General features: G+C 58.6%; 17 protein-coding genes and 1 pseudogene. 11 read left to right on the plus strand and 7 right to left on the minus strand.

What is annotated here, in order from left to right; all coding sequences use genetic code 11:
- Nucleotides 1-134: 134 nt before the first annotated feature.
- Nucleotides 135-734, plus strand: coding sequence for an FMN-dependent NADH-azoreductase (locus AC07OV_RS15635; RefSeq protein ID WP_495092530.1), 600 nt, complete (start codon nt 135-137; stop codon nt 732-734).
- 202 nt (nt 735-936) lie between these two features.
- Nucleotides 937-1,803, plus strand: a complete 867-nt coding sequence (locus AC07OV_RS15640) for a carboxylate/amino acid/amine transporter (protein ID WP_176996264.1) — start codon at nt 937-939, stop codon at nt 1,801-1,803.
- A gap of 140 nt (nt 1,804-1,943) precedes the next feature.
- Here AC07OV_RS15640 and AC07OV_RS15645 read toward each other — a convergent pair whose 3' ends face one another.
- The gene (locus AC07OV_RS15645) at nt 1,944-3,242 is read right to left on the minus strand and encodes a mechanosensitive ion channel family protein (RefSeq protein WP_495092531.1); all 1,299 of its coding nucleotides are present in this window, start codon (nt 3,240-3,242) and stop codon (nt 1,944-1,946) included.
- A gap of 193 nt (nt 3,243-3,435) precedes the next feature.
- On the opposite strand from AC07OV_RS15645, the gene AC07OV_RS15650 reads away from it, so the two are divergent.
- Nucleotides 3,436-4,782, plus strand: coding sequence for a DEAD/DEAH box helicase (locus tag AC07OV_RS15650; RefSeq protein WP_494997578.1), 1,347 nt, complete (start codon nt 3,436-3,438; stop codon nt 4,780-4,782).
- A 50-nt stretch (nt 4,783-4,832) separates the two neighbouring features.
- On the opposite strand, the gene AC07OV_RS15655 is transcribed toward AC07OV_RS15650, so the two are convergent.
- On the minus strand, nt 4,833-5,108 hold the full coding sequence (locus tag AC07OV_RS15655) for a hypothetical protein (protein ID WP_494997577.1): 276 nt from the start codon (nt 5,106-5,108) through the stop codon (nt 4,833-4,835).
- Between the two features lie 154 nt (nt 5,109-5,262).
- Here AC07OV_RS15655 and AC07OV_RS15660 point away from each other — a divergent pair, with 154 nt between their 5' ends.
- Complete coding sequence (locus tag AC07OV_RS15660; RefSeq protein WP_176996260.1) at nt 5,263-5,652, plus strand: transcriptional regulator; 390 nt, start codon at nt 5,263-5,265, stop codon at nt 5,650-5,652.
- 60 nt (nt 5,653-5,712) lie between these two features.
- Here the strand turns inward: AC07OV_RS15660 and AC07OV_RS15665 are convergent, their stop codons facing one another.
- The 4 genes and pseudogenes from AC07OV_RS15665 to AC07OV_RS15680 all read right to left on the minus strand — a co-directional run bounded on the left by AC07OV_RS15665 (nt 5,713) and on the right by AC07OV_RS15680 (nt 8,913).
- Nucleotides 5,713-6,750: an alpha/beta hydrolase gene (locus AC07OV_RS15665; RefSeq protein WP_494997576.1), complete on the minus strand. Its 1,038-nt coding sequence runs from the start codon at nt 6,748-6,750 to the stop codon at nt 5,713-5,715.
- A gap of 92 nt (nt 6,751-6,842) precedes the next feature.
- Nucleotides 6,843-7,735: pseudogene (locus AC07OV_RS15670) on the minus strand (DUF6279 family lipoprotein).
- A 66-nt stretch (nt 7,736-7,801) separates the two neighbouring features.
- Nucleotides 7,802-8,524 carry a TorF family putative porin gene (locus AC07OV_RS15675; RefSeq protein ID WP_176996257.1) on the minus strand — a complete coding sequence of 241 codons (723 nt, stop codon included), beginning with the start codon at nt 8,522-8,524 and terminating at the stop codon, nt 7,802-7,804.
- 209 nt (nt 8,525-8,733) lie between these two features.
- A complete protein-coding gene (locus AC07OV_RS15680) occupies nt 8,734-8,913 on the minus strand; it encodes a PFL_1563 family small protein (protein ID WP_003193095.1) in 180 nt (59 codons plus the stop codon).
- A gap of 334 nt (nt 8,914-9,247) precedes the next feature.
- Here AC07OV_RS15680 and AC07OV_RS15685 point away from each other — a divergent pair, with 334 nt between their 5' ends.
- The 3 genes from AC07OV_RS15685 to AC07OV_RS15695 all read left to right on the plus strand — a co-directional run bounded on the left by AC07OV_RS15685 (nt 9,248) and on the right by AC07OV_RS15695 (nt 12,236).
- Complete coding sequence (locus AC07OV_RS15685) at nt 9,248-10,084, plus strand: CvfB family protein (protein ID WP_034099624.1); 837 nt, start codon at nt 9,248-9,250, stop codon at nt 10,082-10,084.
- A 111-nt stretch (nt 10,085-10,195) separates the two neighbouring features.
- Nucleotides 10,196-10,594, plus strand: a complete 399-nt coding sequence (locus AC07OV_RS15690; protein WP_495092532.1) for a DUF2177 family protein — start codon at nt 10,196-10,198, stop codon at nt 10,592-10,594.
- Nucleotides 10,595-10,793: 199 nt separating this feature from the next.
- Nucleotides 10,794-12,236 carry an NCS1 family nucleobase:cation symporter-1 gene (locus tag AC07OV_RS15695; RefSeq protein ID WP_176996255.1) on the plus strand — a complete coding sequence of 481 codons (1,443 nt, stop codon included), beginning with the start codon at nt 10,794-10,796 and terminating at the stop codon, nt 12,234-12,236.
- Here the strand turns inward: AC07OV_RS15695 and AC07OV_RS15700 are convergent.
- A complete protein-coding gene (locus tag AC07OV_RS15700) occupies nt 12,148-13,347 on the minus strand; it encodes an MFS transporter (protein ID WP_495092533.1) in 1,200 nt (399 codons plus the stop codon). The genes AC07OV_RS15695 and AC07OV_RS15700 overlap by 89 nt on opposite strands.
- Before the next feature lie 103 nt (nt 13,348-13,450).
- Between AC07OV_RS15700 and ptrR the strand changes: the two genes are divergently transcribed.
- The 4 genes from ptrR (at nt 13,451) to AC07OV_RS15720 (ending at nt 18,093) form a co-directional block, all read left to right on the plus strand.
- Nucleotides 13,451-14,344 carry a putrescine utilization regulator PtrR gene (gene ptrR, locus AC07OV_RS15705; RefSeq protein WP_176996253.1) on the plus strand — a complete coding sequence of 298 codons (894 nt, stop codon included), beginning with the start codon at nt 13,451-13,453 and terminating at the stop codon, nt 14,342-14,344.
- Nucleotides 14,345-14,486: 142 nt separating this feature from the next.
- Entirely contained in the window at nt 14,487-14,609 is a 123-nt protein-coding gene (locus tag AC07OV_RS15710; RefSeq protein WP_003193089.1) for a PA1414 family protein, read from the plus strand.
- Between the two features lie 242 nt (nt 14,610-14,851).
- Entirely contained in the window at nt 14,852-15,454 is a 603-nt protein-coding gene (locus tag AC07OV_RS15715; RefSeq protein ID WP_176996252.1) for a peptidoglycan recognition protein family protein, read from the plus strand.
- Between the two features lie 584 nt (nt 15,455-16,038).
- A complete protein-coding gene (locus AC07OV_RS15720; protein WP_495092534.1) occupies nt 16,039-18,093 on the plus strand; it encodes an FAD-dependent oxidoreductase in 2,055 nt (684 codons plus the stop codon).
- Nucleotides 18,094-18,164: the final 71 nt, after the last annotated feature.

Consider the following 18,164-nt stretch of genomic DNA (forward strand, 5'->3'; position numbering starts at 1 on the left):
CCTACAGCAATACTCCGCTTATAAACAAATTTATAGATGGGTTATAGCAGTTTTTTGCGCTTTTTTATCGAATAGGCCCTGGTTAATCTTTTCTCCATCGACTTACAGCAATTACAGATGGAGCCTACGTAGCCATGTCCAACGTTCTGATCATCGAAAGCAGCGCCCGCCAGCAGGATTCGATCTCCCGCCAACTGACCCAGCAGTTCATCAGCCAATGGCAGGTCGCCCACCCGGCGGATCAGGTCACCGTGCGTGACGTGGCCCTCAACCCGGTTCCACACCTGGACGCCAACCTGCTTGGCGGCTGGATGAAACCGACTGAACAGCGCAGCGCTGTGGAACAGGCTTCCCTGGACCGCTCCAACGAATTGACCGACGAGCTGCTGGCTGCCGACGTGCTGGTGATGGCGGCGCCGATGTACAACTTCGCCATTCCCAGCACCCTCAAGGCCTGGCTGGACCACGTTTTGCGCGCCGGCGTCACCTTCAAATACACCGCCACCGGCCCTCAGGGTTTGCTCACTGGCAAGCGTGCCATCGTGCTGACGGCTCGCGGCGGCATCCACACTGGCGCCAGCTCCGATCACCAGGAACCGTACCTGCGCCAGGTCATGGCCTTTATCGGTATTCACGACGTCACCTTCATTCACGCCGAAGGGGTGAACCTGAGCGGCGACTTCCAGGAGAAGGGCATCAACCACGCCAAGGCACTGTTGGCGCAGGTCGCGTGATCCTTTAATCGTCAGATAATCGCGCGGTGTTTATCTAAGCCCACGCAAACCCTTCAAGTACGCGTAAGAACCTCCCTTTGCACTTGTTGCTCCTGAGTGCTCCTGCCCGACTGACGCTATAGCGAGGTCGGGTTTTTTTTGCCTCGAGTTTCGTGCAACGCCGAAAACCTTTAATGTCCCGCCCATTCGAAACGAGGCGCGCATGGGCTATCTACTGGTTGTCACCCTGATTCAGGCATTTTCCTTCAGCTTGATTGGCGAATACCTCGCCGGTCACGTCGACAGTTACTTCGCCGTGCTGGTGCGCGTGGTGCTGGCTGGCCTGGTATTTATCCCCCTGACCCGTTGGCGTTCGGTGGAACCGGCCTTCATGCGCGGCATGCTGATGATCGGTGCGCTGCAATTTGGCGTGACCTACGTGTGCCTGTACCTGAGCTTTCGCGTGTTGACGGTGCCGGAGGTGTTGCTGTTCACCATCCTCACGCCGTTGCACGTGACGCTGATCGAAGACGCCCTCAACCGGCGCTTCAACCCCTGGGCGCTGGTGGCGGCACTGGTGGCCGTCACGGGGGCGGCAGTGATTCGCTTCGACCAGATCACCCCGAACTTCCTCGGCGGCTTCCTGCTGCTGCAACTGGCCAACTTCACCTATGCCGCAGGCCAGGTGATGTACAAGCACCTGGTGGCGCGTTACCCGAGCGACCTGCCGCATTATCGGCGCTTCGGCTATTTCTACCTGGGCGCCTTGATCGTGGTGCTGCCGGCATTCCTGATGTTCGGCAAAGCCAACTTCCTGCCCGAAGCCCCGTTGCAATGGGGCGTGCTGGTGTTCCTCGGCTTGGTCAGCACTGCGCTGGGCATGTACTGGTGGAACAAAGGCGCGTGCCTGGTGCAAGGCGGCACCCTGGCGGTGATGAACAACCTGCATGTGCCGGTGGGGTTGCTGCTGAACCTGCTGATCTGGAACCAGCATGAGCCGTTGGGGAGATTGGCATTGGGCGGGTTGGTGATTGTGGGGGCGGTGTGGATCAGTCGGTTGGGTGCACGCAAGCAGCCAGCGCCACACTGACCCCCTGTGGGAGCGGGCTTGCTCGCGAATGCGGTATGTCAGAGAAGGATGTGCTGACTGATACACCGCCTTCGCGGGCAAGTCGAACCGTCGCACCGCCGCTCCCACACAAGCCCGCGCCGACAGTGGGTTTGGTGGCGTCAGGCTGATTTGTTTTCCAGGGACGGCAAATGGCTGGCGCCCAATACCGCGGGCAACACCCCCGCACGCAAATCATTGCCACTCGGCTGCTGATACAAGCTCAAGCCAAACTCCGGCAACACCGCCAGCAGATAGTCAAAAATATCCCCCTGAATGCGCTCGTAATCGGCCCACGCCGTGGTGCGGGTAAAGCAGTAGATCTCCAGCGGCACGCCCTGGGCGGTGGTTTGCATCTGGCGCACCATGCAGGTCATGTTCGGCTGGATGTCCGGATGGCTCTTCAGGTAGGCCAGGGCGTAGGCGCGGAAGGTGCCGAGGTTGGTCATGCGGCGGCGGTTGGCCGACAGTTGCGCACTGTGGCCCTGGGCTTCGTTCCAGGCCTTGAGTTCGGCCTGCTTGCGCCCGATGTAGTCGGTGAGCAGGTGCACCTGGGTCATGCGCAGTTCTTCATCGTCGCGCAGAAAGCGCACGCCGCTGGCGTCGATGAACAGGCTGCGCTTGATCCGTCGCCCGCCCGAGGCCTGCATGCCGCGCCAGTTCTTGAACGACTCAGACATCAGGCGCCAGGTGGGGATGGAGACGATGGTCTTGTCGAAGTTCTGCACCTTGACCGTGTGCAGGGTGATGTCTACCACATCGCCATCGGCGCCCACCTGGGGCATTTCGATCCAGTCGCCGACCCTCAGCATGTCGTTGCTGGTCAGCTGCACGCTGGCGACGAACGACAGCAGGGTGTCCTTGTACACCAACAAAATCACCGCCGACATCGCTCCCAGGCCCGACAGCAGCAACAGCGGCGAGCGGTCGATCAGGGTGGCGACGATGATGATCGCGGCAAACACGAACAACACCATCTTGGCCAGCTGCACGTAGCCCTTGATCGAGCGGGTGCGTGCGTGTTCTGTACGCGCGTAGATGTCCAGCAGGGCGTTGAGCAGGGCGCTCACGGCCAGGGTCATGAACAGGATGGTGAACGCCAGGGCCACGTTGCCGATGAACAGGGTGGCGGTCTTGCTCAGGTCCGGCACCAGGTAGAGGCCGAATTGAATCACCAGGGACGGCGTCATCTGCGCCAGGCGGTGAAACACCTTGTTGTGCCGCAGATCGTTGAGCCAGTGCAGGGGGGGTTGCCGGCCGAGCAGTTTGACGGCGTGGAGAATGAGGTAGCGCGCTACCCGTCCGAGCAGCAGCGCCACCACCATCAACACCAGCAAGCCCAGGCTGGAATGCAGCAGGGGGTGTTCATCGAGGGCGCCCCAGAGGTCTTGGACGTTGAGCCAGCGCTGTTTGATATCCATGGGTGAAACCGATTCTTCTGTAGGACAAGACGGGGCGATTAGAGCATTTAAGTGCAACAAAGTTGATGTTCTGGACAAACGCACTGACAAAAAAGCAGCTGATTAGCACCGTTCGCGTAAAGAAACTCGGTTTGGACGCCCGAAACCGGTAACCTATGGCGCTGATATTTTGTATTTCTTCGAGGTAGCACCCGTGTTTTCCCAATTCGCCCTGCACGAACGCCTGCTCAAAGCCGTGGCCGAGCTTAAATTTGTCGAGCCTACGCCTGTGCAAGCAGCGGCCATCCCGCTCGCGCTCCAAGGGCGTGACCTGCGGGTGACAGCTCAAACCGGTAGCGGCAAGACGGCGGCTTTCGTCCTGCCTGTGCTGAACCGCCTGATCGGCCCGGCCAAGGTTCGTGTCAGCATCAAGACCCTGATCCTGCTGCCGACCCGCGAGCTGGCCCAGCAGACCCTGAAGGAAGTCGAGCGCTTTTCGCAGTTCACCTTCATCAAGTCCGGCATCATCACCGGCGGTGAAGACTTCAAGGTGCAGGCTGCCATGCTGCGCAAGGTACCGGACATCCTGATCGGCACCCCTGGCCGCATGATCGAGCAACTCAACGCCGGCAACCTGGACCTCAAGGAAGTCGAAGTGTTGGTGCTCGACGAAGCCGACCGCATGCTCGACATGGGCTTTGCCGACGACGTGCAGCGCCTGGTGGGCGAATGCGTCAACCGCCAGCAGACCATGCTGTTCTCGGCCACCACCGGTGGCTCGACCCTGCGCGACATGGTCGCCAAGGTGCTGAACAACCCTGAGCACCTGCAGGTCAACAACGTCAGCGACCTGAACGAGACCACGCGTCAGCAGATCGTGACCGCCGACCACAACGTGCACAAAGAGCAGATCCTCAACTGGCTGTTGGCCAACGAGACCTATCAGAAGGCCATCGTGTTCACCAACACCCGCGCTGCCGCCGACCGCATCTACGGCCGCCTCGTGGCCCAGGAATACAAGGCGTTCGTGCTGCACGGCGAGAAAGACCAAAAGGATCGCAAGCTGGCCATCGACCGCCTGAAGGCCGGTGGCGTGAAGATCCTGGTGGCCACCGACGTGGCTGCGCGTGGCCTGGACGTTGATGGCCTGGACCTGGTGATCAACTTCGACATGCCCCGCAGCGGTGACGAATACGTGCACCGTATCGGCCGTACCGGGCGTGCCGGCAACGATGGCCTGGCCATCTCGCTGATCTGCCACGGCGACTGGAACCTGATGTCGAGCATCGAGCGCTACCTCAAGCAGTCGTTCGAGCGCCGCACCATCAAGGAAGTCAAAGGCACCTACACCGGGCCGAAGAAGGTCAAGGCATCGGGCAAGGCCGTTGGCGTGAAGAAGAAAAAGACCGACGCCAAGGGTGACAAGAAGAAAACCGGCGCCAAGTCGCCGACCAAGCGCAAGATCGCCAACCGTCCGAAGACCGACAGCCTGTCGCTCGTCAGCAAGGACGGCATGGCCCCGCTCAAGCGCCGCAAGCCAGAGGCACCTGCTGCCGAGTAAGGCAGGGGTGAAATAAAAAAACCGGACGATTGTCCGTTTTTTTTATGGCCTCAGTTTTTGGCCTTGGCCGCTGCTTCCTTGAGTTCTTTCAGGCGTGCGTCGATCAGCTGGCACTTGTCGGGGAACTCCGCGCTTTCGGTGTCCAGGTCCATCTTCTGCAGTTCGTCGTTCATCTCCTTGGCCTTGGTCGGGTTCTGTTCGGTCAGCTTGGCCACTTCCTGGGCCAGCTCCTCGCGCTTGGCCGTCGCCTCATCGGGCGTGCAGGCCCAAGCGGGCAGGGCGGCGGTTAGCGTGGCGATGATGGCCAGGTTCATCAGGGTTTTCATGGGCAGACCTCCTTGGCGGTTATATGCTGTTGAGGCCGCGAACGTCTGGAAAGTTCAGAGAAATGACGTCCGTCTATTCGGCTGAACGGCCAGCGACGTAGCCTGTCCACCCTTTGACGGGCCACTTTTCCATCGGCCTGCAGGAGGAATCAGGATGACGACTTACAACTGGGATCTGATCGAACGACTGTTGCATGAAGTGCAGAACGGCGAAGGCAGCTTTGCGCCGCGCAAATACGCCGAGCAGGAAGCGGCCGAGAAGGCCACGGCGGGAGAGTCCACCGGTAACCTGGACGCGCTCAAGAAGACCGCTGCGGATTATGAAGCGCTGCTGTTCAAGCGCGGCTTCATCGAGTCGCGGCCCGAGGAAGAGGGCGGCAATGGCGAGAATTTCATCCTGACGGCACTCGGTGCGCAGTTGCTGGCGCTGATCGACAGCTCGATTCCCGGCAATGATCACCCGCGTCAGGTGCTGGATGAACAGGCGGATGCGCTGGACCCGGAAACATTCAAGGCGTTGGCCAAGAAGGCGCAAATTGCCTGAGGTATCTGCCCGCATTGGCGATGGCCGCTCGCCGGAAACAGCGCCAATGCGGGTTGTTCATCAGCGGGCTATTGGCAGCATGAGGCCGTTCGAATCGAACCATTGTTGAATCATGGCTGCAACCTGGTCCGCGTTTTTTTCCATCATCGCCATATGGGAATTGCCCCGGATACCCTGCTGTGGCAGATCAATCAGGTCCACTTGTCCGCCTGCGTCCCGTACTGCGTTGAGGAAGGTGTTGGATTGGGCTCGATACCGTTGCCATAAGGGGGACTGATCGATGAAGTCGCCCCAGATTACCAAGTGAGGAACCTTTGTTGCGGGGGTGATATCAACCCGCAACGGGTCCGGCCCGGCGGCGGGCTCCAAGGCAACGATGGCCTTGATCTTATCGGGATACTTCAACGCCGCGTTGAAAGCAAAGACGTTACCCTGGCTATGGGCAAGGATTACGCACGGGCAGACTTTCTCCACCAATTGGTCGTAGGCGGCCTGGGCACGTTGAGTGGCTTGGGGCGATGCCCAGCGAGCGACAAATTGCTTGGCAAACTGGTCAACATGATCGACAGGGAATTGGGCGCCGGGGAAGGTTCGCCGCTGTGGATAGGCGTTATCAGGGCCAAAGCGAAACATCGACCAGGCCTGGTTCAGTGTGCGATGTTCAGGTTCAGTGTCGATCAGCTCTGGGGTGCGCGGCCAGGAGGCGCGACCTCGTTCATAGGCATCGGAAACATAGGTCGAATGGCCGCGGCGCATAAAGAAATTCTGCCACCCGGGTTGGCCATCCGGGCGGGTTTCCCAAGTAACGCCTGTCAGCCCCCCACCGTGCCACATCAGTAAGGGATAGCGCGCCCGCGGCTCTTCAAGTTGATAAGACTGAACATACATCTGGCCTACCTGGTAGTCACCGTTGGGGTTCGAAGTACGTTGTGTGCCTGCAATGGCTGATATTTGTGACACCGGGAGCCCTTCGAGCGAGACGGTTTGACCTCCGATGTGGAAGGAACTGATGTCCTTGAGGAGGACGGGCGTGGCCGCTGCCTGAAGGCTTAGGAGCGCGGTGGTGATGATCAGCAGGGGGCGGGGGGCATGAAACATTCCTCTTGTTGTTTTCGAGGAAATGTACTTCGCACCTTTCGCATAAACATGATTAAACGTGATGTAGTTTGCTTTATTTTTATACAGAATGTTTATTTGGGCCCGGCGTTGATAATTGCGCCATCAGTCGTGGGCCTCATACACTTGAGTGCCTTGAAGTCGCTGCGCACACCGTCGATTTTCTGCGTCAGTTTCACGCGCTGTTGTGCGGTGCTTTCGGCCATCAGGTCCACGATCAAGCTGCGCGCCGCCGCTTCGGTTTGTGCATAGGCGATTTTGTATTCCGGCGTCCAGAGGCTTTCCCGATCCACCAGCAATTGCTGCATTTTCTGCGGGAAGTTCGCGCTCTTACGCTGTTTCACTGCGTCGATGAATTGCGCCTGCCAGCGGGGCGGTTGCCGATCCATTGCTGGTTTTGCTCTCCCAGGCTGATGGACCAGGCCGTGACCCGGTTTTTCTGGCTGTCGCTCAACGGCCCCATCCACGCGTCCAGGCGTTTATTCATGCGTTCGGCGCGGTCCTGGATTTGCTTGGCCAGCGGAGGCTTGAGGTATTCGTCCTGGCGCTTGCGCAGGTCCTTGGTCAACGCGTTGTTCATTTCTGTGACCTGCTGATCGTCCAGCCCCTGCAACAGCTCAATGGCCGACGGGGTAATTTCGCGGGCGACTTCGGCAATGGCTTGCTTGGCTTCGGCGGTGCGGGTCTGCAAGGCTGCATCGGTGACCTGGTTGTCATCGACCATCTGTTGCAAGCGGTCGAGCCAGCCTAGGTAGCCCGGCAATTGCGTGGTGCAATGCCAGGCCAGGTGTTCCTTGAGTTTGTCGTTGAACCAGCTCTTCTGCCCGGCATGCATGTCCAGGTAGTCGCTGAGGGTCCAGGGGATGATCACATCGAGGTTGCGGTAGGCCAGGCCCACGCGGCTGCAGGCGGTGAGCGCCAGGCTCAGGGTCAGCAAGATCACCAGTAGTTTGAGCCGACGCAGCATGAGCGGGTCCTTGCGCAGAGGAAGTTAATGCATGTGAACCCGCGTCGGGCGCGACAGTTCAGATCCTCAATAAAACGACCGTGCGGCCTTCAGGGTCAACAGCCCATCGCATTGCGAATTGTGTCCGGAGTAGGCCGAGCAGTCGCCGCCGCTGAGGCTGGAGTCGCTGTAGATCAGGTTCAGGTCCACGCCCATCCACTCCCGGGAGAATTGCACTGACCAGTCGCTGAAGCTGCGAATGGAGCCGCCGTCTACCGAAACCGGGGTGCCCAACTGATGGGTGGTGTACTTCATGCTGACGCCGATGCCGAATGGCTGAGTGCCGCCTAAGTCGGCAAACAGGGTGCTGTCCTGGCGATCCGGGTCGTTGCTGAATGAGGCGCCGAAACGATTGCCCAGCAGGTTGAGGCCGCCGTAGAACTCCTGGCTGTCGAGGGGGCTGAGCTTGGGGTAGCTGTAGTGAATCAACCCGACTTCATAGCCCAGGGTCTGGTCGAAGGGATGTTTGAAGCCCATGTACGAGTCGACTTCCAGGTTGCTGGTGGAAGACAACCCCATGTTCGGCGAAAACTGGCCGATGTACAGGCCGCTGTCGTGGCTCAGGTCCAGCCCGCCATGGAACGAATCGCTGCCCGGCGAAGTGGGTTTGACCAGGCCTTGGGCCATGCTGCGGCTTGGGGTGGTACCCAATTTCAGGTCGAAGTCACCCAGTTCACGCTGGAAAATCTGCGCTTCGGCGAGGGGGCTGGCTGCCAGGGCAGTGACCAGGAAAATGCAGGGTTTGAACATGCTTCACTCCATGAAAAAGCGAGGAGCAGTAACGGAGGAAATCGAGCAGATGCCCGTGCTAGACGTGTGCAAGCATACCGGCGAATGCGTAGCGTTGAGGCCCGTTCGTCGATTAGTGCATCCAGGGGATTAAGCAGGAGGGTGTTTCGGGCTCTAGTCCTAGCGCCTTGAAGGCAAGGCGCTTAGGGACCAGGTGCAATGCGCAGGTATTACTTTTTGCCCAGGCTGATCTGCTTGGACGGGCCGAAAGTCTGGCCGCTCACGCCCTTGGCAATTTGCTGGATTTCGCCGCCGGACTTGAGGAAAGCAGCGATCTGGCTGTTGATCGATTCGCTGGTTTCAACGGCGGGAGCTGGCTTTGCTTTGCTGTTGGATGCTTTTACGCGCATGGCGGCCACTAACCTGTAGAAAATTAACTTGGCCAGGCATCGTACAGGAATGACTTGACAATTGCTTGGTAAATATCCCCGGGGAATAACGCGCGGCGTTGGAAATAACCCAAGTTCATCTTTGAAATAAGCCCCTAACTTACTGTTTTAACTCGAAACCATGGGGGCATTCGGCGGTTTTGTCGTCGTGCAATTGGGCCAGATGATCGGACGAGCGGGGCGGCGTCAGTGAGACACCACGGAAACGCCACGCTGGCCCGCGATTTTTCAGGCGCACGCGCGTACCGGGCGTAACTCGGGTAGAATGCCGCCCACGTAACGAGGGTATCTGGAAATGGCTTTAGTCGGTCGCTACAACAGTTTGCAAGTGGTTAAACATACTAACTTTGGTTTGTACCTGGACGGTGCGCAAGACGGTGAAATCCTCTTGCCTAATCGGTATATCCCCAAAGATATTCCCAGTGAAGATGAAGACTGGCTTAACGTTTTCATTTATTTGGACAGCGATGACAAACTTATCGCGACGACTGAAAAACCCAAAGTTCAAGTGGGTGAATTTGCCAGTTTGAAAGTAGTGGAAGTCAACAGTATTGGTGTATTCCTCGACTGGGGCCTGCCCAAGGACCTGTTGCTGCCGTACTCGGAAGAGAAGCGCCAGTTGAGCGCCGGTGAATACTGCGTGGTGCACGTCTACCTCGACAAGCACACCAAGCGCATTACCGCCACCGCGCGCCTGGACCGCTACCTGGACAAGACCCCGGCCAACTACCAGGTGGGCCAGGAAGTCGACCTGTTGGTGGCCGAGGCCACGGACATGGGCTTCAAGGCGATCATCAACAACAAGCACTGGGGCCTGATCCACAAGAACGAAGTGTTCAAATTCCTGCGCCCAGGCAAGGAAGAGAAGGGCTTTATCAAAGAGATCCGCGCCGATGGCAACATCAGCCTGAGCCTGCAACCGGTCGGCCAGGAAGCGGCCTCCAGCCTCAACTCGAAGATCCTTGCCAAGTTGCGCGAAAACAACGGCACCCTGCCGGTCAGCGACAAGAGCGACCCCGCCGTGATCAGCAACTTGTTCGGCGTGAGCAAGGGCAACTTCAAGAAGGCCATTGGTGCGCTCTACAAGCAGGGCCAGATTGTGATTCATGCCGATCGCATTGAACTAAGCTGACCACGCTTTGCTCTTCTGTAGGAGCCGGCTTGCCGGCGATGGTGTTTTAGAGAACACCGCCAAATCCGCAGGCCTCATCGCCGGCAAGCCGGCTCCTACAGAGGGTGTGCCATGTCCAGGAACGTCATCTACGCCTACCTAGGCACACTGCTCGCCTTCCTGCTGCTCGACGGGCTCTGGCTGGGCGTCCTCATGGGGCCTACCTACAAAGCCCTGCTCGGGCCGCTGATGCTTGATCAGCCACGGCTTTTGCCCGCCATTCTGTTTTATCTCCTGTATGCCCTCGGTTGCGTGGTGTTCGTGGTGTTGCCCAGCGCCAGCTGGCAACGCGCGGCTCGCCTGGGTGCCTTGCTGGGCTTGGTCGCCTATGGCACTTACGACCTGAGCAACTGGGCCACCCTGCACGGTTGGTCCAGCGGGCTGGCCGTCATGGACATGGCCTGGGGCACGTTCCTCACCGCGGTCTGTTGCACGGTTGGCTATCTGTGTGCACAACGAGTGCAAGGTTGATTGTGTACAGGATTTGTATGCACCGTTGCTGAGCATATCTCCCATATTTAAAGCGCTATAGCCTGCTTTGAAACGCCGTGCCATTGGGGATTGTGTGCTATTGGCACGCAATCTGCTGAATGCCTCGTATACAAACTCTGCCGCCTCCCGTATGCACACTGCTACGGCGGGGCAGGCCCGTATTTCGAGGAGCCCAGCGATGACCGAACAATTGCCCAAAGGCTACAGCCCGCGCCTGTACAACAAGGACCTGGGGCCACTGCCGCAGAAATGGACCTGGTACAACATCTTCGCCTTCTGGATGAGCGACGTGCACAGCGTCGGTGGTTATGTATTCGCCGCCAGCCTGTTCGCCCTCGGGCTGGCCAGTTGGCAGGTGCTGATCGCGTTGCTCGCCGGCATCTGCATCGTGCAATTGATCGCCAACCTCGTGGCCAAGCCGAGCCAGCAGGCGGCTGTGCCGTACCCGGTGATTTGCCGACTGGCCTTTGGGGTGTTCGGTGCGAATATTCCTGCGGTGATTCGCGGCCTGATCGCCGTAGCCTGGTATGGGATTCAGACGTATCTGGCGTCGAGTGCCTTGATCATTGTGGTGCTGCGGTTTTTCCCACAGATGGCGGTGTATGCCGAGCCGCACTTCGCAGGCCTTTCCTACTTGGGCTGGTTTGGTTTCCTCAGCCTGTGGGTGTTGCAGGCGGCGGTGTTCTGGGCGGGCATGGAGTCCATCCGCCGTTTTATCGATTGGGCGGGTCCGGTGGTCTACGCGGTCATGTTTGCCTTGGCGGGCTGGATCGTGTGGAAGGCGGGTTGGGCCAACATCAGCTTCACCCTGGCGGAAAAATCCTTGTCGGGTTGGCAAGCGTTCGGCCAAGTGATCGTGGCGACTGCGTTGGTGGTGTCGTACTTCTCTGGCCCGACGCTGAATTTCGGTGATTTCAGCCGGTACTGCCGCAGTATGCAGGACGTGCGACGCGGCAACTTCTGGGGGCTGCCGGTGAATTTCCTGGCGTTCTCGCTGGTCACCGTGGTGATCGTCTCGGGCACCTTGCCGGTGTTCGGCGAAATGCTCCACGACCCGATCGCCACCGTGTCGCGCATCGACAACAGCATGGCCGTATTGCTTGGCGCCTTTGCCTTCGTCACCGCCACCATCGGCATCAATATCGTGGCCAACTTCGTCTCGCCCGCCTTTGACTTCGCCAATGTCGCGCCGAGCAAGATCAGCTGGCGCGCCGGCGGGATGATCGCTGCCGTGGCCTCCATCTTCATCACCCCATGGAACCTGTTCAACAACCCGCTGATGATCCACTACACCCTGGATATTCTCGCTGCCTTCATCGGGCCGCTGTTCGGGATCCTGCTGGTGGACTTCTACCTGATCAAAAAGCAGAAGATCGACGTGGATGCCTTGTTCGATGACAGCCCAAGTGGGCGTTACTACTTCGACGGCGGTGTGAACTGGACCGCGGTCAAGGCGCTGGTGCCGGCGACGCTGGTGGGCGTCGCCATTACCTTCACACCGGCGTTGCAGGGCATGGCCAACTTTGCCTGGTTTACCGGGTGTTTCCTGGGAGGGCTGTTTTTCCTGGTGCTTGCTCGGCGAGAGCAAGTGCGTCTGCCCGCGCCGCTGGTTGCCGGTTGACCAGCACCGCACCCGCCAACACCAACCCGCAGCCGGCCACTATCAACGCTGGCTGCAGCCCACCGCTCAAGTGGCTGCTCACCGAGGCCAGCAGCGGCCCGCTCAATTGGCCGATGGCAAAGCTGGCGGTGAGCAGGCCGGTGCTGCGCTGGTAGCCGTGAGGCGCCACATCACGCAAGCGCGCCATCACCAGTTGCATGCACGCCAGGAACGGCGCGCCGCACAGCAATACGCCCAGCGCCAAGCCCCAGCCGTTGCCCAACAGGCAGGCGAATACTCCGGCCGCTTGCAGCCACAGTGTGGTCATCAGCCAACGGCGCGTGGTCTGCGGGTCCTTGCGGCGCAGGCTCGCCACCACCACGCCCAGCGCTGCCCCCAGGCCAAAGCACGGCCAGAACAGGTCGGCTTGCCAGGCGCCCTTAAATTGCGCACTGGCCATCTGCGACAGGAAGGTGGCCGGGATGATGTAACCCAGGCCGTACAGGAAGTAGATCCAGCACAGGTGCGCGATGCTTTCATTGTTGCCCACGTGGGTCGCGTGAGTGGCCGCCGCGCTTGGCTGCGGCAGGAACGGCAGGACCGCCAGCAGCATCACCAGTGCTACCACGCCATACACCAACCACAGTGTCGCTGAGCTTTGCCCCATCAGGTTCGAGCCCAAGGCCAACAGCCCGGTCAACAAAATCCCCAGCCCCGGCCCTGCAAATATCAGGGCGCCGAGGCGCGGGCGGCCGATGCTCATCGCCAGCGGCTGACTCAAACTGGTGATCATCACCAACGCCCAGGCACTGGCGACGCCGGTACCAAAGCGCAACAACAAATGCGGCCAGAACCCATGGGCCCAGTACGAAGCCAGGGTCAGCAGCACGCACAGCCACAGCCCACCGTACATACGGCCGCGCACGTGGTGATGGCTGCGGGCGAAGATCGAATCCACCGCGCCGACGAAGTAGCCCAAGTAATTGGCGGCAGCAATCAGACCCGCGCCGGTCAGGTCAATCTGCCCCTCGCTGAGCAGATGGGGCATTTGCGGGGTAAGGGCGAAGCGGCCAATGCCCATGGCCATCATCAGGGCGATGAAGCTGGCGAGTAAGCGAATCCGGGGTGACATGGTCAAGTTCCTGCTGGTAAGCGAATGACCTTCAGGCTAAAGCTGATTGACTTTCTGTAAAAATGAATAATAGTGAGTAACTTGTTCAGTTTTGGAGAAAGGTATGGAGTTCAGTCAATTGCGCATTTTCCAGGCCGTGGCGGAAGAGGGCTCCATTACCCGGGCGGCCGATCGCCTGCATCGTGTGCCTTCGAACCTGTCGACACGCCTCAAGCAAATGGAAGAGCAGCTCGGCGTTGAACTGTTCGTACGTGAACGCCAGCGGCTACAGCTTTCTCCTGCCGGTAAAGTGCTGCTGGACTACAGCACGCGCCTGTTGGCCCTGCACGACGAAGCCCATGGCGCGGTTCAAGGCGGGCAGCCGGCCGGTGAATTTGTGCTGGGCAGCATGTACAGCACGGCGGCCGTCCATTTGCCGAAGTTGCTGGCGCGTTATCACAAGGCTTACCCGATGGTGAACCTTCAGGTGCAATCGGCCCCCAGCGGCGAATTGCTCGAGGGCCTGATCACCGGTCGTCTCGACGCGGCCTTTGTGGATGGCCCGATCACCATTGCTTCCCTGGACGGCGTGCCGTTATGCGAAGAGCGGCTGGTGCTGATTTGCGAGGCTGATCACCCACCGGTGCGCGGCCCGCAGGATGTCGCCGGGCGTTCGGTGTTCACGTTCCGCCGCAGTTGCGCCTACCGCACGCGGCTGGAGACCTGGTTTTCCCATGAACACGTGGCGATGGGGCGGGCGATCGAGATCGAGTCCTACCAGGGCATGCTCGCCTGTGTGATTGCCGGTTCCGGGGTGGCGTTGATGTCCGAGTCGATGCTCGACAGCCTGCCGGGCAAGGACAGCGTGTCCGTTCATCCCCTGACAGGGCCATATGCCATGGCGACCACCTGGTTGATGTGGCGAAAGGGTATGCTCGGCGCTAACCTCAACGCATGGATCGACCTGCAGCAAGAAGGCAAGGCCGAATTCCTGCAAGACACCCGTGCGATTGCTTGAGCGATCCGTCAGGATTCACATCAATCTGGTAACAGTTCGTTGTGGTTTCGTTCAAGCATTACGTAGGACTTAGGGCTACTATCACTGTAGGAAAAGGCGACAAGAACCTCGCCGACGCGCATTACCCTCAAAGGGGGCAACCATGAAAGAGAAAATTCAAAACTGGCTCCATGACCTTGGCGTTGCGCTGGGCTTGATCGAGCCTCCGCTGCAACCGGTGCCAATCCGTACGGATGACGAGCAGCGCCGACCACGCCGCAGGTAAGCGTAAAGCGCTCAAACGATCAGACATTGAACGTGCGGGCGCTGATGCTACAGGTAGTGTTTCAGGGCAGTTCCGGTTCCCTGTGATCTGAGCGCACCTCCTTTTTTCGCAACACCTCCCCCCGTTTATCGTCTGACGATGCACGTGCCATCGTCAGACCCTTCTGCTTATCCCGTCATCCACGCCTTTTCCCCATTTCAGCCTCTATATTTTCGTCTTCACAAGGATGAAAAGGCATCGGAATGTCGAGCATTGATAACGAAGGCATGTTGATTTCCAGCAAGGTCGAACTCCGCCGTTTTCCAGCGATCGAGCAGGGGGATCTGCGTAGCGTGCACGCTCTGGTGGTCCACCAGACTGACGCCCCGACGGCGCAGCACACGTTCAATACCTACCGAAATAAGGGCAACGGCGCGCACTTTCTCATCGAAAAGGACGGTGTGATCTACCAGACGGCCAGCCTGAAAAAACGCTGTTATCACGTCGGGAGACTACTGCGCTCCAAGTGCGAGGCGGTGGATGAGTCAACGTGTGACGCTGTTCAGATGAAGGCTATTAAATCACTCACCTGGGAGTTGCAGTTCCGCGCGTTGGATCGGTATGAACGCACCAAGAACTACCCTGAGCGTTACCCCATGAATGCCGATTCATTAGGCATCGAGCTGGTCGGAAAACACTTGGACAAAACACATTACGAGAAGGTGACGGCGTTGCAAAATCAATCGCTGCAATGGTTGGTCGCTGAGCTATACGGTCATTTCAACCTGACGTCGAAGGACGTCTACACCCACCCGCAAATTTCGTATAAACATCTGGGTGAAGCCGGCAGTGCGGTGTGGCAATGAGGTTTTGGCCAGGGACGTTTGCGGTGTTACTCGTGGGCTGTTCGCCTGTCAGCGACGTGTCGATTACGCTTTTTGAATCCACGGAGCCTGAGTCGTGCCGAGCATCGGACGTTGCACTCGATGAGCGGCAAATCGCCTCTTTCTTCAAGCGTGCCGAGCGCATTGATGGGCGCACGCTGCATGACGAATACAATTGGGCGCCTTGTCACCTTGAGGGCACCCTGACGTATCAGGGAAAGGCCTGTACCTGGCACGTACGCGCAGGACACACGGGCGAAATCGTCTGCCCGGGGGTACAGCAGTATTTTGGCTGCACGACGTGCGACGACCTGTTTGGAGGGGGCATGCCTTAGCGCGGGCCCGCCCGGACTTGACGTTTTAGCGTCAGAAACGGACTACCTCATTGTCAGAAGCAGGGCACTTATTTAATCCCATCGATGCGCCTAGGTTGAACTCTGCCAGGAAAGGTCCGCCCTGACGCCCTTTAAAGACCGAGTAGAACCTAAGCGCATTTCTTTAGTGGCCCAACTTTATCGAGTGTGTTTTTGGGGCGTTGGTCAGCCAGAATTGTTGGAGACAAAGCCATGCGCCCCTCTCGCGTTCCGCCGGTCGCCGCGTCACTGATTGCCACTTATGAAACTGTTCTACATATCGCGCCAGTGTCCAAATCCTGGAAGACCGACGCACCCCAAAACGTAGTCTTTTTTCCGCCGACATTAACCAAGCAATCCTTGCTCATACAGATCGCACTCTTGCATCCATCAGCGATCATCGTCGGGGATCAAGTGATCGATGCAGACGTCATTGCCCAATGGCGTATTTCACACCCGTTTGGCGATCTCTATTTGGTTCGCAGAGGCACGAGCTTGGACAAGGTGGCATTGGCGCTATGCGAGTCCAACAGCATCCGAGTCATCAACTTACCCGGCGTTAATGCACCACACGTTGCGGCCTATATTGCGCATTGGCTGACAGTAGGAGACGGCTCCATCCCCCGTGATATCAGCGTGCTGGGATACGGCAATGTGGGGAAAGCGCTTGTAAAGTTGTTACTGGATCGAACCCCGGATATTCGGATCAAGGTGTTGGTTCGGCACGATCAGGCGCCGAGTTCTGAGAGCCGAGTGATATTTGTCACGGACTGGCAGGAAGCACTGGAGGGTGCTTATGCCGTCGCCATCTGTTTGTCGTTGAACGATGAGTCCATTCATCGCATTGATCGAGCCCTCATTCAATGCCTGCACAAAAGCGCTCGCCTGGTTTGTGTGGCTAAACCGGACGTCTTCAGCGATGACGCTTTACTGACTCTGGCGGCAGCTCAAGGTGTTCAACTGGTGCTGGACTATGGGCCGACGACACTGGAGGCATTTCGGATACGTACACAAACACTGGGCTGCAGTCTCTGCACGTGGTGCAAGCCCGCGACACTTACGATTCAGGCGGCAACGACCGAAGGCTGCTATTGCGACCTCGACTATGCGGTTTCGGTGCAACTGAGTCTGATGGCCTTGCGCGGCTTGGTCAGGCGCAAGCTCGCACAATCACTGACGATCCCCCCACGGCCTGCCGATGCCGGTGCGCCGCACGTGGCAATCATCGGTAGGGGCATCAATGGCTTGCTCCAAGCGGTCATGCTGCGCCTCGCGAATTATCAGGTCACGGTGTATGGCGGACATCAGCAGGGCGATGGAGCCAGTCACAAGCGTATAAACATGCGCCATATGTCAGCAACGGAGACCACCGCAAAGCCCCTGGAAAACGACTATTTATTGCCTGGCAATCAGCGTTTGGCCATTGAGTGCAATCGTGCAGGCATCGAGTTGTTTGAAAAGCTTCTGGCGGACAATCCGTCGCTGGCGCGATTCGCAAAGGCACGGGTTGTACGAGCCTATAGGGACGAGGACACAGGCGCAGAGAGAGCGATTCGTGAGCAATGCGATATTGAAAACAGGACTTGGCCGAGTGGTAAGCCAGGAGGTGAACTAACAGATATTGCGCCACTGCAATTCCAAGGACGCTATGGAGTCTGCGGAGTTGGCCGAGCGATCGAGGTGTCGGGCTACGACTTGGAGTTTGTCCATTTAATGGGAGAGGTCGAGGCTCTTTTGCAGGGCTCCGGAGTTCAGTTTGTACCCCAGCATTTGAACACTTCTCAAATCGCCGAATTAAGCCAGGACGTCTTCGTCGTCACTGCCATGGGAGTGGAGGAGCCAGAGGTCGTCGCGATTATTGGCTGGTTTTTCAAGCTGCGCGCGGTTGGTAATGAAGGTGCCGAAATGCGTGGGTTCAAGTTGCAGTACGATCTGCCAATAGGCGTCATGAATTGCCGTTTGGACGGGGACTATATTCTTGTCTCTGGCGGGCAAGTAGTGCCCGGCTCAACGTCAGAGCACAAGGAAGAAATATTGACTGCATGTCTGATGGCGGTTGCTCGGCACTTTCCGAACTCCTATCGCAGGGCTATCGAAATTGGCGACTTGGATATTATCGAATGTGCCAGGCCCGGCACTCAGGATGGGCTATCGATAGTCTATTGCTCTGCCCACCATCGCATCGTAGCCGGTGGAACCTACGCCGCAGGCACAACCCAGGGCTTGGTGTGGGCCTCGCTGGTCCAGGAAATCATCCAGGCGAATTGAGGCGTTTCAACAGAACAAAAAAAACGGGCACGACATCCGACGTCGTGCCCGCTGAAGAAACCGCTCTAAAT

Source organism: Pseudomonas sp. GW821-FHT09A09 (assembly GCF_059418405.1).

Coding starts and splice junctions, on each gene's coding strand:
- AC07OV_RS15635 (WP_495092530.1), top strand. CDS start 135: ATGTCCAACGTTCTGATCATCGAAAGCAGCGCCCGCCAGCAGGATTCG.
- AC07OV_RS15640 (WP_176996264.1), top strand. CDS start 937: ATGGGCTATCTACTGGTTGTCACCCTGATTCAGGCATTTTCCTTCAGC.
- AC07OV_RS15645 (WP_495092531.1), bottom strand. CDS start 3,242: ATGGATATCAAACAGCGCTGGCTCAACGTCCAAGACCTCTGGGGCGCC.
- AC07OV_RS15655 (WP_494997577.1), bottom strand. CDS start 5,108: ATGAAAACCCTGATGAACCTGGCCATCATCGCCACGCTAACCGCCGCC.
- AC07OV_RS15660 (WP_176996260.1), top strand. CDS start 5,263: ATGACGACTTACAACTGGGATCTGATCGAACGACTGTTGCATGAAGTG.
- AC07OV_RS15665 (WP_494997576.1), bottom strand. CDS start 6,750: ATGTTTCATGCCCCCCGCCCCCTGCTGATCATCACCACCGCGCTCCTA.
- AC07OV_RS15675 (WP_176996257.1), bottom strand. CDS start 8,524: ATGTTCAAACCCTGCATTTTCCTGGTCACTGCCCTGGCAGCCAGCCCC.
- AC07OV_RS15680 (WP_003193095.1), bottom strand. CDS start 8,913: ATGCGCGTAAAAGCATCCAACAGCAAAGCAAAGCCAGCTCCCGCCGTT.
- AC07OV_RS15685 (WP_034099624.1), top strand. CDS start 9,248: ATGGCTTTAGTCGGTCGCTACAACAGTTTGCAAGTGGTTAAACATACT.
- AC07OV_RS15690 (WP_495092532.1), top strand. CDS start 10,196: ATGTCCAGGAACGTCATCTACGCCTACCTAGGCACACTGCTCGCCTTC.
- AC07OV_RS15695 (WP_176996255.1), top strand. CDS start 10,794: ATGACCGAACAATTGCCCAAAGGCTACAGCCCGCGCCTGTACAACAAG.
- AC07OV_RS15700 (WP_495092533.1), bottom strand. CDS start 13,347: ATGTCACCCCGGATTCGCTTACTCGCCAGCTTCATCGCCCTGATGATG.
- ptrR (WP_176996253.1), top strand. CDS start 13,451: ATGGAGTTCAGTCAATTGCGCATTTTCCAGGCCGTGGCGGAAGAGGGC.
- AC07OV_RS15710 (WP_003193089.1), top strand. CDS start 14,487: ATGAAAGAGAAAATTCAAAACTGGCTCCATGACCTTGGCGTTGCGCTG.
- AC07OV_RS15715 (WP_176996252.1), top strand. CDS start 14,852: ATGTCGAGCATTGATAACGAAGGCATGTTGATTTCCAGCAAGGTCGAA.
- AC07OV_RS15720 (WP_495092534.1), top strand. CDS start 16,039: ATGCGCCCCTCTCGCGTTCCGCCGGTCGCCGCGTCACTGATTGCCACT.